Raw genomic sequence first — 12,322 nt, forward strand, 5'->3', positions numbered from 1 at the left:
ATGGTGATCGCGATGGACTGGTTCTCGGGCTGGCTGCGCGGGCGCCTGATCGGCCGGAACGAGGCGCATTGATGGCGCGCCTGAGCCCCGACACGCCGTTCGTTCACCCCGATTGCGAGATCACCGACAGCCGCTTTGGCCGCTATGTCGAGATCGGGCGCGGCAGCCGCGTGGCCCACTCGGTGATCGGCGACTATTCCTATTGCGACCGCCAGGCCGACATCGCCAATGCCGAGATCGGCAAGTTCGCCAATATCGCCAGCTTTGCCCGGATCGGCCCGACCGATCACCCGATGGACCGGGCCAGCCTGCATCATTTCCACTATCGTTCGGCGGATTACTGGGACGACGCGGAAAACGACGCGGATTTTTTTGCCCGCCGCCGCGCCCGCATCGCCCGGATCGGGCATGACACGTGGATCGGGCACGGCGCCGTCATCCGACCCGAGGTGACCATCGGGCATGGGGCGGTTGTCGCAACGCTGGCCGTCGTCACCCGCGACGTGGCGCCCTACGAGATCGTCGCGGGCATACCGGCCCGGCCGATCCGCCAGCGAATTGCGCCTGACATCGCGGAACGCCTGATCGCCCTGGCCTGGTGGGACTGGGATCACCAGACCCTGCGCGCGCGACTTGCCGAGTTCCGCGCGCTGCCCATCGAGGCGTTTCTCGAGAAATACGAAACCCGCTAGGGGGTGACGGACCGGGTCGGTGTGCGTACGAAGAGCATACGCCCGCCGCCTCACTCGGCCGCAAGTCGTGGCTGCGCCAGCACAGACATGAACCGTGCGGCGACCTCGCCGGCGAGATAGGCCAGCTCTCCCCTCGCAAGCGTCGCCTCGATCACCCGCGTCTGGGCGTTCATCACGACGATATCGGCCCGTTTGCCGGGGTCGAGCGTGCCGCGATCGGCAAGCTTCATGATCCGCGCCGGGTTGGTCGAGATCATCGCCCAGGCCCGCGCAAAGGACAGCGGCCCGTCTTGGGCCAGCGCCTGCGCCGCGGCCGGCAGCGCCGGGTAATGGTAATCCGACACCAGCACATTGCAAAGGTTCCGTGCGATGAGGGTCGAGGCCGACACGTTGCCCGACTGCGACCCCCCGCGCACCACGTTGGGCGCACCCATCACGACCGCGTCACCATAGGCCCGGGCCACCGCAGCCGCGTTACTCCGCGTGGGGAACTCACAGATCCGTGCCCCGATGGCGTGGAACAGGTCGCGGGTTTCTCCGTCCGGGTCGTCATGGCTGCCGTAAAGCACGCCCATGTCGTCGAACGCCGCGGCCAGCGCGTTGAGATGGCGCGGAACCTCTCCGGCCCGGTCCTGCGCGGCCCGGATACGGGCAATGAAATCCTCGACGGTTCCGCCTTCTCGCTCGGCCCAGTGGGCGAGGTTCTGCGGCGCCTCGCGCACCATCTGGATCGCCTCGGGGATGTGGTTGTTGAACACCACGTAGTCGATCCCGAACCGGCGCACCGCCGCGATCATCCGCTCGCGGGTCTCGGGCATGTGGGTTTCGCAGCGGATCTGCAACCGCATGTCGGTCATCGCACCGGGCCTGTAAGCCATAAGCGCCCCGGCCAGATCCTCGGCGAAATCCGGCCCCCGCAACCCGCCTTCCCAGCTCCAGCCCTGGGCCAGCCACGCGGTGGTGATCCCATGCGCCGCCAATTCGCGATCAAGCGAATGCAGGGCCATGTCGATCGGAAAAGGTGCCTTGGGGCGCGGCGCGATGTGGCGCTCGAACCCGTCGCCATGCATGTCCACGATCCCCGGCAGCAGGAAATAGCCCGACAGGTCGACATCCACCGCATCCCTGCCATGCACCGCCCCGACGATCCGCCCTTCCGCAAGGGACAGATCATCGGTGCGCAACGCATCGTCGCGCAGGACTGCAGCACCCGTGAGGCGCAAGGGAGGAAGCCGTCGTGTCATCGCCGAAACCTGCTCTGGCTTTTTGCACGGTTATACAGGGGCTTCGTATCGTTTACATGACGCAGCGTCATCAATCGGGCGCCACGGTCAGCGTCACGCGCTCGCCCGCGAACCATGTCGTGCCCCGCTCGATCGGCCGCCCCTCGGGGCAGACATTCACGCTCAGCGCCTTGAGGAGTGGATCACCCTCGCGCAGCCGCAGATGCAGCGCCTGCGTCGCCGTGGCCCGCTCGGCCACGAGCCGGGTTTCGGCGCGGGTGAAATCGGCAATCCCGTTCATCCGCAGCGCCTCGGTCACGGAACTCGTCTCGGTCAGCGCCTCGGCCAGAGCCGGCACGCGGGCCTCGGGAAAGACACTCTCGAAATGGGCGATCGGCGTGCCTCCGGCTAGCGAAAGCCCTTCATAGACGATCACCCGCGCCCCGGTGTCCAGCCCGAGCGCCGCCGCCTCGTCGCGGTTGCAAAGCCGGGTTTCGACCCGCAACACCTGCTTTTCCGGCAACCGCCCCGTCGCCGCGATGTTGCGGTGAAACCGCACGCGACGACCGATGGGATAGTCCGCCGGGGGCGTCTCGACGAACACCCCCGCGCCGCGCCGCGAGCGCGTGATGCCCCGCTCCGACATATCCGCCAGCGCGCGGCGCACCGTGTGGCGATTGACGCCGAACCGCGCGGCCAGAACCGCCTCGGTCGGCAGCTTGTCACCGGCCCGGTAGTGCCCTGCCGTGATCTCGCCTTCCAGGGTCGCGGCGATCGAAGTCCAGACTGGTTTGCGTGTCATGTGTCACCAAAAATTCACGAAAGACGGGTTGCCATGCCACCACCGGCGGCTCTATGATTTGTCTAGTTGTATAGTAATGTGGACAAATCGGCAAGGTGTCTAGATGACCGCGCAAGACAAGCAAAACAAGGCCCGCAAAGCCTGGATGGGCCTGCTGGCCAAATCTCCGGGCGAACGCCTTGCCGCCCTCACCGGCCACATGACCGGTTGGCCCGAATACGAATGGCTCCGCCCGCCCGAGGTCGGCGGCGTGATGGTGCGCGGCCGCACCGGCGGCACCGGCGCGCCCTTCAATCTCGGCGAGATGACGGTGACGCGCTGCGCCTTGCGCCTTGCCACGGGCGAGGTCGGGCATGGCTATGTGCAGGGCCGCGACAAGGCCCATGCCGAACGTGCCGCCCTGATCGACGCTCTGATGCAGACCGAGCGCGCCGAGGAACTGCGCCGCGCGGTGCTTGACCCGCTGGAAACGCAACTGCAGGCCGACAAGGCCAGCCGCGCCGCCAAGGCCGCCGCCACCAAGGTCGATTTCTTCACGATGGTCCGGGGGGAAGACTGATGCGCGACGACACGCTTTCCGGTGGCTTTGCCAACCCGTCCGTCGATGCCGCCCATGCGTTCCGCGCGGCGCTTTCGGCGCTGTCCCGGCCCGGGCACATAGAAACCCTTGCCGGGGCTCATGCCCCCGCCCCGGTCTCGCCCGCCGCGGCGGCGCTTCTGCTCACGCTCTGCGACGCGGAAACGCCGATTTACCTCGCCCCCTCGCATGACACGCCCGCCATACGCGACTGGATCGCCTTTCACACCGGCGCACCCATCACGCCCCCCGAGGCGGCACAGTTCGCCCTGGGCCGCTGGCCCGACCTGCCCGGCCTGGAGGACTTCCCCACCGGCACGGCGGATTATCCCGACCGCTCGACCACGATCATCGTCGAGCTGGATCGGCTCACGGCGGAGGGCGCGCGCCTCACCGGACCGGGGATCGAGACCGAGGCGCAACTCTCGCTGCCCGCAATCGCGCCGTTCCGCGCCAACCGGGCGCTCTTTCCGCTCGGGCTCGATTTCTATTTCACCTGTGGCGCGTCGCTTGCCGGGCTGCCACGCAGCACGAACGTGGAGGATGCCTGATGTACGTGGCGGTCAAGGGTGGCGAACGCGCCATCGACAACGCACATGACTGGCTGGCCGAGGAACGCCGCGGCGATGCGTCGGTGCCCGAACTGGACGTGGCGCAGATCCGCGAACAGCTTTCCCTCGCCGTCAATCGCGTGATGGCCGAAGGCTCGCTTTACGACCCGGACCTCGCGGCTCTGGCGATCAAGCAGTCGCGCGGTGACCTGATCGAGGCGATCTTTCTGATCCGCGCCTATCGCACCACGCTGCCCCGGATCGGCCATTCCCGCCCGGTCGATACCGGCGCCATGGCCTGCATCCGGCGCATTTCGGCCACGTTCAAGGACGCCCCCGGCGGGCAGGTGCTGGGCCCGACCTTCGATTACACCCATCGGCTTCTGGATTTCAAACTCGCCGCCGAGGGCGAGACGCCACGGGCCGCCACGGGCGAGGATCTCGCCCCCGAGATGCCCCGGATCACCGATTTCCTGAACCGTGAAGGGCTGATCCAGGACGAACCGGCCTGTGACGACACCCCGCCCGACATGACCCGCGCGCCGATGGAGTATCCCGCCACCCGCGCCCTGCGGCTTCAGGCGCTGACGCGCGGCGACGAAGGCTTCGTGCTGGGCATGGCCTATTCCACGCAGCGCGGCTATGGCCGCAACCATCCTTTCGTGGGCGAATTGCGCATCGGCACGGCCGCCGTGGAACTGGACATCCCCGAGCTGGGCTTTGCCATCGAGATCGGCGAGATCACCCTGACCGAATGTGAAACCGTAAACCAGTTCATGGGCTCCAAGACCGAGCCGCCGCAATTCACCCGCGGCTATGGTCTCGTCTTCGGCCAGACCGAGCGCAAGGCGATCTCGATGGCGCTGGTCGATCGCGCCTTGCGCTGGGAGGAACTGGGCGAGGATTGCGAAAACGCCCCGGCCCAGGACGAGGAATTCGTGCTCTCCCACGCCGACAACATCCAGGCCACGGGCTTTCTCGAACATATCAAGCTGCCGCATTACGTCGATTTCCAGTCCGAGCTCGAGCTGATCCGCAAGGTCCGCGCCGAGGCCCAGGAAGCGGCCCGGCAGGAGGCGGCGGAATGACCCATATCGTCTTTGATATCGGCAACGTGCTCCTGCGATGGGATCCCTACGCGGCCTTTGCCCACCTGCCCCGGGCCGAGGTCGAGGCGATGTTCGACGCGGTCGATTTCCCGGCCTGGAACCTCGCCAATGACGGCGGCCGGAGCCGGGCCGAGGCGATCGCGGCCATAAACGAAACCCACCCGGGGCACGCTGCGCGGATGGAGGAATATTTCGACCGGTTCCACCACACGATCCGCGAGCCGATCCACGGCACGTGGCAGATTGCCGACCGGCTCAAACGGGATGGCAGGCGGCTCTTCGGCCTGACCAATTTCTCGGCGGACACATGGCCCGTCGCGCTCGACCTGCATGGCGGGTTGGCCCATCTGTTCGAGGATGTCGTGGTTTCGGGGATGGAAAAGACCGTGAAACCCGAACCGCACATCTACACCATCCTGTGCGACCGCAACGGGCTGGAACCCGCTGATTGCCTCTTCATCGACGACCGCGCAGAGAACGTCGCCGGCGCGCGGGCCGTGGGCTGGGACGGGGTACAATTCACCACGCCCGAAGCACTGGAACTGGCCTTGGCCGAAAGGGGGCTGCTGTGAGCGATTACAACTTCGCCTATCTCGACGAACAGACCAAGCGGATGATCCGCCGCGCCCTGCTCAAGGCGGTGGCGGTGCCGGGCTACCAGGTGCCGTTCGCCAGCCGGGAGATGCCCATGCCCTATGGCTGGGGCACCGGCGGGGTGCAGGTCACGGCGGCCTGCCTCACCCCCGATGACACGCTCAAGGTGATCGACCAGGGCGCCGACGACACCACCAACGCCGTGTCGATCCGCAAGTTCTTCGAGAAAACCGCGCAGGTGGCGACCACCGAACAGACCCGCGCGGCCAGCGTGATCCAGACCCGCCACCGCATCCCCGAGGAACCGCTCACCGCCGACCAGATCCTGGTTTACCAGGTGCCGATCCCCGAGCCGCTGCGCTTTCTCGAACCGCGCGAAACCGAAACCCGGCGGATGCACGCGCTCGAGGAATACGGCCTCATGCATGTGAAACTCTACGAGGACATCGCCCGCCACGGCCATATCGCCACGTCCTATGCCTACCCGGTCAAGGTCGAGGGGCGCTACGTGATGGACCCGTCGCCGATCCCGAAATTCGACAACCCCAAGCTGGAAACCGCGGCGCTGCAACTCTTCGGCGCGGGCCGCGAACAGCGCATCTATGCGATCCCGCCGCATACCAGGGTGGTCAGCCTCGATTTCGAGGATCATCCCTTCGAGGCGAGCAAGGCCGATCATCCCTGCGATCTCTGTGGCGCGCGTCACACCTATCTCGACGAGGTCATCACCGATGATGCGGGCGGGCGCATGTTCGTCTGCTCCGACACCGACTATTGCGCCCAGCGCCGGGCCGAGGGCCATCGCGGCCGGCTTTCCCCACAGGAGGACGCAGCATGACCCCGCTTCTCTCGGCGCGCAGTATCGCGAAATTCTATGGCCCCCGCATCGGCTGCACGGATGTGAGTTTCGACCTCTACCCCGGCGAGGTTCTGGGGATCGTGGGCGAATCCGGCTCGGGCAAATCCACGCTCCTGAACTGCCTTGCCGGGCATCTCGCCCCGGACACGGGCGAGATCCTCTTCGACACCCGCACCGACGGGCCCCGCGACACCCTCAGGATGAGCGAGGCCGAGCGGAGGATGCTGTCGCGCACCGATTGGGCCTTCGTGCACCAGAACCCGCGCGACGGGCTGCGCATGGGCGTCTCGGCGGGCGGCAATGTAGGCGAGCGGCTGATGGCCGTGGGCGCGCGCCATTACGGCAACATCCGCGCCGAGGCCACCGACTGGCTCGGCCGGGTCGAGATCACCGAGGACCGGCTCGATGACCGCCCCTCGGATTTTTCCGGCGGGATGCAACAGCGGCTCCAGATTGCACGCAACCTCGTTACCGGGCCACGGCTTGTCTTCATGGACGAACCCACCGGCGGGCTTGACGTGTCGGTGCAGGCGCGGCTGCTGGACCTCCTGCGCGGGCTGGTCCGCGAAATGGGCCTCTCGGCGATCATTGTCACCCATGACCTTGCCGTGGTGCGGCTCTTGGCGCATCGGCTCATGGTGATGAAATCCGGCCACGTGGTCGAACAGGGCCTCACCGACCAGGTGCTGGACGATCCGCAACATGCCTATACCCAGCTTCTCGTTTCCTCGATCCTGCAGGTGTGACCCGATGATCCGTATCGAAAACGTCTCGAAATCCTTTACCCTGCACAACCAGGGCGGCGCGGCGATCCCTGTGATGGAGGGCGCCTCCCTCACCGTCGCTCCCGGCGAATGCGTGGCCCTGACCGGCGATTCGGGGGCGGGCAAGTCCACCTTGATGCGGATGATCCACGGCAATTACCTCGCCGCCTCGGGCCGCATTCTCGTGGGCGAGACCGATGTCGCCCGGGCCGAGCCGCGCGAGATCCTCGCCCTGCGCCGCGACACGCTGGGCTATGTCAGCCAGTTCCTGCGCGTCGTGCCCCGCGTGCCAACCCGCGACGTGGTGGCCGAACCGCTTCTGGCCGTCGGTATCGACCGCGCCACCGCCCATGCCCGGGCCGAGGCATTGCTCACCCGGCTCAACATCCCGCAAACCCTGTGGTCGCTCAGCCCCACAACCTTCTCGGGCGGCGAACAGCAGCGGGTGAACATCGCCCGGGGTTTTGCCCATGATTTCCCTGCCATGCTGCTTGACGAGCCCACCGCCAGCCTCGACGCCACTAACCGCGAAACCGTGCTGCGCCTGATCGAAGAGGCAAAGGCACACGGCGCCGCGATCATCGGCATCTTTCACGACGCCGAGGCCCGCACCCGCGTCGCCGACCGCGAAATCGATGTTTCGGCCTTCACCCCGGCGCGCGCGGCATGAGCGGCGCGATATTTACAATCGTCGGCCCCTCGGGCGCGGGCAAGGACACGCTGATGCGGGCCGCCGCCGCCCGCCTGCCCGACCTCTGCCTCGTGCGCCGCGTGATCACCCGGGCACCCGATTCAGGCGGCGAGGATTTCGAAGCCATCAGCGAGAGCGAGTTCTCCACGCGCCTCGAACGCGGCGCGTTCGCCCTGCACTGGCAGGCCCACGGGCTGCGCTATGGCATTCCCGTATCGGTGAACGCCCATGTCACAGAGGGCAAGACCGTGCTCTTCAACGGATCGCGCGCCATGCTGCGCGAAGCCGCCCGGACCTTTGCCGGCCTGCGGGTGATCCATGTCACCGCATCCGACGCCGTTCTGTCGCAGCGTCTGCGCGCCCGCGACCGCGAAAGTGCCGCCAACATCGCCGCGCGGCTGACCCGCGCCCGCCTGCCCCTGCCAGAGGGGCTCGACGTGACCGAGATCGACAATTCCGGCCCGCTCGACATGGGCCTCGACCGGCTGATATCCATCCTCACCCCCGACCCGGAGACCACGACATGACCGACATGACCCTTGCCAACGCCCGGATCGTGCTTCCGGATGAGGTGGTCCATGGCGCGATCGAAGTGAAAGACGGCCATATCGCCGCCATCGAACCGGGCAAGAACGTGCCCAACGGCGCCGTCGATGCGGCGGGCGATCTGGTCATTCCCGGCCTGATCGAGCTTCACACCGACAATCTCGAACGTCACATCCAGCCCCGCCCCCGGGTCGATTGGCCCCATGCCGCCGCGATCCTCGCCCATGACGGCGAACTGGCCTCGGTCGGCGTCACCACCGTGTTCGACGCGATGCGCGTGGGCTCGGTGCCGGGCGGCAAGGGACGTTATCTCAAGTATGCCCGCAACCTCGCCTCCGAACTGTGGGATCTGCGCGCCGCAGAGGCGCTCAGGATCAACCATTACCTGCACCTGCGTGCCGAGGTCTGCTCGGAAACCCTGGTCGAGGAAATGGCCGAATTCGGCCCCGAGGACCGCGTTGGCATCGTCAGCCTCATGGACCATACCCCCGGCCAGCGCCAGTTTCGCGACATCTCGAAACTCAAGGCGTATGTCCAGGGCAAGCTCAACCTGACCGACCCGGAATTCGAGGAGCACGTCGCCGACCTGCACGCATTGCGCCGCGCCAATGGCGAGCGTCACGAGGCCGCGGCGGTGGCCGAGGCCGCCCGCTATGGCGCCGTGCTGGCCAGCCATGACGACACCACCGCCGAGCATGTCGCAAAGAGTGCCGCCCACGGCATCGCGCTGGCCGAATTTCCGACCACGGTCGAGGCCGCCCGCGCCTGTCATGCGCATGGCATCAAGGTGATGATGGGTGCGCCCAACCTCATTCGCGGCGGCTCGCATTCGGGCAATGTCGCGGCGCATGAGCTGGCCGAGCTTGGCCTGCTGGACATCCTGTCATCCGACTACGTGCCCTCGGCGCTGATGAGCTCGGCCTTCCTGCTGGCCGATCTCTGGGACGACCTGCCCCGCGCCATTGCCACCGTCACCGCCAACCCCGCACGCGCCGCCGGGCTTGAGGACCGCGGTCGCGTCGCCACCGGCCTTCATGCCGACCTGGTCCGGGTTGCACGCATCGGCGGCACGCCGGTCATCCGCGGCGTCTGGTGCCACGGGCGACAGGTCGGTTGATTACCGCGCCTCGCCGTCGCGCTCGCGGCGAAGCGCCTCGATCTTGGCATCCAGCGCCTCGAGCCGCGAGAGAACCTCGTCGCGATAGGCATCGGTATTGGCCACGTCCTCTTCGTGATGCGCCTCCTGCATCGAGTTGACGATGAGACCGACCACGAGGTTCACCACCGCGAACGTGGTAACGAGGATGAAGGGCACGAAGAACGCCCAGGCCAGCGGATAGACCTCCATCACCGGGCGCACGATCCCCATCGACCAGCTTTCCAGCGTCATGATCTGAAAGAGCGAATAGGCGCTGCTGCCCAGGTCGCCGAACCATTGCGGAAAGCTGTCGGCGAAAAGCTTTGTCGCCATCACCGCCGCGATGTAGAAGATCAGCCCCATCAGCAGAAAGACCGACCCCATCCCCGGCACCGCGCGGATGAACCCCTCGACCACCCGGCGCAGCGACGGCGCGACCGACACCACCCGCAGCACCCGCAGGATGCGCAAGGCGCGCATCGCGGTAAAACCGGCGCCGGCCGGGACAAGCGAGATGCCGACGATCACGAAATCGAAGTTGTTCCAGCCATTGCGGAAAAACCGCGGCCCATGGGCCACGAGCTTCATCGCGATCTCCACGACGAAGATCGAAAGGCAGGCCGTATCGAGCGCCAGGATCAGCGGCCCCGCGGCCTCCATCACCGGTTTCGATGTCTCGAGCCCGAGGATCACCGCGTTGAAGATGATCACGCCAGTGATGAAGGTGATGAAACGCGGATGCTCGACAAGACGCGCAAGGCGTTGACGCATGGGTTTATCCTTCGGCACTCAGAAGCGCGGGCAAGCCCTCGCGATAGCTGGGGTAAAGCAGGCGCACGCCCAGTTCGTCCTTGATCCGGTCATTCCGCACCCGCTTCGACTCGGCATAGAACGAGCGCGCCATGGGCGTCATCTCGGCCTCGGAGAAATCCTCTTCGGGCGGCAGCGGCAGGCCCAGCAATTCGGCGGCATGGGCCAGCACATCCTGCGGCGGGGCCGGATCGTCGTCACAGACGTTATAGACCGCGCCGGGATCGGGCCGCGCGATCGAGGCAGCCAGAACCTGCGCAATGTCATCAACATGGATGCGCGAGAAAACCTGACCCGGCTTGATGATGCGCCGCGCGGTGCCCCGGCGCACCTTCGAGAACGGGCCGCGCCCGGGGCCATAGATCCCCGCAAGGCGAAAGACATGCAGCGGCAGGCCGGTCGCCTGCCATTGTGCCTCGGCCATGACGCGCTGGCGGCCGCGCTCGGTGCCCGGGGCAAGGGGTGTGCTCTCATCGACCCAACCGCCTTGGTGATCGCCGTAAACGCCGGTAGTCGACAGATAGCCCACCCATTCGAGGTTCGGCGCAAGACGGGCAATGCCGGACCCCAGTTCCGCGATCACCGGATCGCCGTCCTCTCCCGGTCCCGCCGAAATCAAGAGGTGCGTCGCCCCGGCCAGCGGCGGGCGCGGGTCATCACCCGGCCAAATGTGGGGCGTGACGCCCTCCGCCGCGATCCGGTCCCGTTTCTCGGGCTTGCGCGTCGTGCCGAAAAGCCGCCAGCCCCGCGGCGCCAGAAGACGGGCCAGCGCGGATGCGGTGAAGCCGTGACCAAAGGTGAAAAGCGTGCCTGCCATGGCTGCATAAGTGCGGCCTGACCGGTCCAATTGCAAGGGCCGGAGCCGCGAGATCACCGTGCCGCCCGCAATTGCCGGAACATCGAGGTCGTATAGAGGACAAGTGCCGCCCAGATCATCGGAAAGGCGATCATCCGGGCCCGCCCGAATTCTTCGCCAAAGACGAAAACGCCGATCAGCATGATCATGGTCGGCGCGGTATATTGCAGGATGCCGATGGTTGAAAGCCTGAGCAGTTTCGCCCCGTTGGCATAGAAGAGAAGCGGCACGGCGGTCACGACCCCGCAGCCCAGCAGAAGGCCGATATCGGCAGCCCCGGTGAAATGGCTTTCGCCCCTGGCGACGCGCCATGCCACCCAGATCAGCGCCGGCGGTGTGAGGATCAGCACTTCCAGCAGGAACCCCTGGTTGGGTCCGATCGGCAGCCATTTCTTGAAGAAGGCATAGAACCCCCATGAAAAGGTCAGGCCCAGCGCCGCCCAGGGCACCCGCCCATTGTCGAGCGTGAGCACCAGAACCGCCAGCGCCGCCAACGCGATGGCCGCGACCTGCATTCGCGCCAGCCGCTCGCCGAGCAACACGGCCCCAAGCAGGACCGAGAAAAGCGGATTGATGTAGTACCCAAGCGCCGCGTCGAGCGCGTGATTGGTCGCGATCGCCCAGACATAGATCGCCCAGTTCACCGAGATGAGCGCGGCGGTAACACAGCCCATGGCCAGCATCTGCGGATCGCGCAACGCGATGCGGATGCTGTCGGTCCGGCCCAGCACGATCAAGAGTCCGCCGGCCACCGGCACCGACCACAGGATCCGGTGCGCCACGACCTCGGCCGCCGGAACATGCGACAAGAGCTTGAGATAAAGCGGCAGGAAGCCCCAGAGCCCATAGGCCGTGAGGGCAAAGGCGAGTCCTTGCGGCGTGTCGCGGTTCTCGGGCCGGTCGGGGGTTCGGGTCATCGGGCATACTCCTCGGCCATCGGCTTAGCGGCAGATCGCGCGATGATCCAGAGCCCGTGGCCGCCCCCTCTGGCGAACGCCCACCCACCCACCCCGTCCGCCAGAGGGGGCTTGGTGCCGCTTTTTCGGCGATGCGCAGACGGAGAGGGCGGATTTCGAGTATTTTCACCAAGAAAGAGACAGGTTCACAATT

The 12,322-nt window shown here is 66.6% G+C and carries 15 protein-coding genes; 10 read left to right on the forward strand and 5 right to left on the reverse strand.

What is annotated here, in order from left to right; translation table 11 throughout:
• The first annotated feature begins 71 nt into the window (after positions 1 to 71).
• The gene (locus ACESL9_RS02605; protein WP_372611786.1) at positions 72 to 692 is read left to right on the forward strand and encodes a chloramphenicol acetyltransferase; all 621 of its coding nucleotides are present in this window, start codon (positions 72 to 74) and stop codon (positions 690 to 692) included.
• Positions 693 to 742: 50 nt separating this feature from the next.
• Here the strand turns inward: ACESL9_RS02605 and ACESL9_RS02610 are convergent, their stop codons facing one another.
• Together ACESL9_RS02610 and phnF are read right to left on the reverse strand one after the other, a co-directional pair.
• On the reverse strand, positions 743 to 1,936 hold the full coding sequence (locus ACESL9_RS02610; RefSeq protein WP_372611784.1) for an alpha-D-ribose 1-methylphosphonate 5-triphosphate diphosphatase: 1,194 nt from the start codon (positions 1,934 to 1,936) through the stop codon (positions 743 to 745).
• 70 nt (positions 1,937 to 2,006) lie between these two features.
• Entirely contained in the window at positions 2,007 to 2,717 is a 711-nt protein-coding gene (gene phnF, locus ACESL9_RS02615; protein ID WP_372611782.1) for a phosphonate metabolism transcriptional regulator PhnF, read from the reverse strand.
• A gap of 103 nt (positions 2,718 to 2,820) precedes the next feature.
• Between phnF and phnG the strand changes: the two genes are divergently transcribed.
• From phnG to ACESL9_RS02660, 9 genes are read left to right on the forward strand one after another with little or no spacing between them, the layout of a single operon-like run.
• A complete protein-coding gene (phnG, locus tag ACESL9_RS02620) occupies positions 2,821 to 3,276 on the forward strand; it encodes a phosphonate C-P lyase system protein PhnG (RefSeq protein WP_372611781.1) in 456 nt (151 codons plus the stop codon).
• Positions 3,276 to 3,845 carry a phosphonate C-P lyase system protein PhnH gene (gene phnH, locus ACESL9_RS02625; RefSeq protein WP_372611779.1) on the forward strand — a complete coding sequence of 190 codons (570 nt, stop codon included), beginning with the start codon at positions 3,276 to 3,278 and terminating at the stop codon, positions 3,843 to 3,845. Before phnG ends, phnH begins: the two co-directional genes overlap by 1 nt.
• Positions 3,845 to 4,933: a carbon-phosphorus lyase complex subunit PhnI gene (locus ACESL9_RS02630; protein WP_372611777.1), complete on the forward strand. Its 1,089-nt coding sequence runs from the start codon at positions 3,845 to 3,847 to the stop codon at positions 4,931 to 4,933. The genes phnH and ACESL9_RS02630 overlap by 1 nt, the downstream gene beginning before the upstream one ends.
• The gene (locus ACESL9_RS02635) at positions 4,930 to 5,526 is read left to right on the forward strand and encodes an HAD family hydrolase (protein ID WP_372611775.1); all 597 of its coding nucleotides are present in this window, start codon (positions 4,930 to 4,932) and stop codon (positions 5,524 to 5,526) included. Before ACESL9_RS02630 ends, ACESL9_RS02635 begins: the two co-directional genes overlap by 4 nt.
• On the forward strand, positions 5,523 to 6,386 hold the full coding sequence (locus ACESL9_RS02640) for an alpha-D-ribose 1-methylphosphonate 5-phosphate C-P-lyase PhnJ (protein WP_372611773.1): 864 nt from the start codon (positions 5,523 to 5,525) through the stop codon (positions 6,384 to 6,386). The genes ACESL9_RS02635 and ACESL9_RS02640 overlap by 4 nt, the downstream gene beginning before the upstream one ends.
• Positions 6,383 to 7,153, forward strand: coding sequence for a phosphonate C-P lyase system protein PhnK (phnK, locus tag ACESL9_RS02645; protein WP_372611771.1), 771 nt, complete (start codon positions 6,383 to 6,385; stop codon positions 7,151 to 7,153). Before ACESL9_RS02640 ends, phnK begins: the two co-directional genes overlap by 4 nt.
• Before the next feature lie 4 nt (positions 7,154 to 7,157).
• Complete coding sequence (gene phnL / locus ACESL9_RS02650; RefSeq protein ID WP_372674473.1) at positions 7,158 to 7,841, forward strand: phosphonate C-P lyase system protein PhnL; 684 nt, start codon at positions 7,158 to 7,160, stop codon at positions 7,839 to 7,841.
• The gene (phnN, locus tag ACESL9_RS02655; RefSeq protein ID WP_372611767.1) at positions 7,838 to 8,389 is read left to right on the forward strand and encodes a phosphonate metabolism protein/1,5-bisphosphokinase (PRPP-forming) PhnN; all 552 of its coding nucleotides are present in this window, start codon (positions 7,838 to 7,840) and stop codon (positions 8,387 to 8,389) included. Before phnL ends, phnN begins: the two co-directional genes overlap by 4 nt.
• Positions 8,386 to 9,525, forward strand: coding sequence for an alpha-D-ribose 1-methylphosphonate 5-triphosphate diphosphatase (locus tag ACESL9_RS02660; RefSeq protein WP_372611765.1), 1,140 nt, complete (start codon positions 8,386 to 8,388; stop codon positions 9,523 to 9,525). The genes phnN and ACESL9_RS02660 overlap by 4 nt, the downstream gene beginning before the upstream one ends.
• Here the strand turns inward: ACESL9_RS02660 and ACESL9_RS02665 are convergent, their stop codons facing one another.
• From ACESL9_RS02665 to rarD, 3 genes are read right to left on the reverse strand one after another with little or no spacing between them, the layout of a single operon-like run.
• Positions 9,526 to 10,317 (reverse strand): ion transporter, encoded by a 792-nt coding sequence (locus ACESL9_RS02665; protein ID WP_372611763.1) that lies wholly within the window; start codon positions 10,315 to 10,317, stop codon positions 9,526 to 9,528.
• 4 nt (positions 10,318 to 10,321) lie between these two features.
• The gene (locus ACESL9_RS02670; protein WP_372611761.1) at positions 10,322 to 11,173 is read right to left on the reverse strand and encodes an SDR family oxidoreductase; all 852 of its coding nucleotides are present in this window, start codon (positions 11,171 to 11,173) and stop codon (positions 10,322 to 10,324) included.
• A 53-nt stretch (positions 11,174 to 11,226) separates the two neighbouring features.
• Entirely contained in the window at positions 11,227 to 12,129 is a 903-nt protein-coding gene (gene rarD / locus ACESL9_RS02675; RefSeq protein WP_372674474.1) for an EamA family transporter RarD, read from the reverse strand.
• Positions 12,130 to 12,322 lie beyond the last annotated feature (193 nt).

This window comes from Aquicoccus sp., from assembly GCF_041686535.1.
Taxonomy (GTDB): Bacteria; Pseudomonadota; Alphaproteobacteria; order Rhodobacterales; family Rhodobacteraceae; genus Aquicoccus.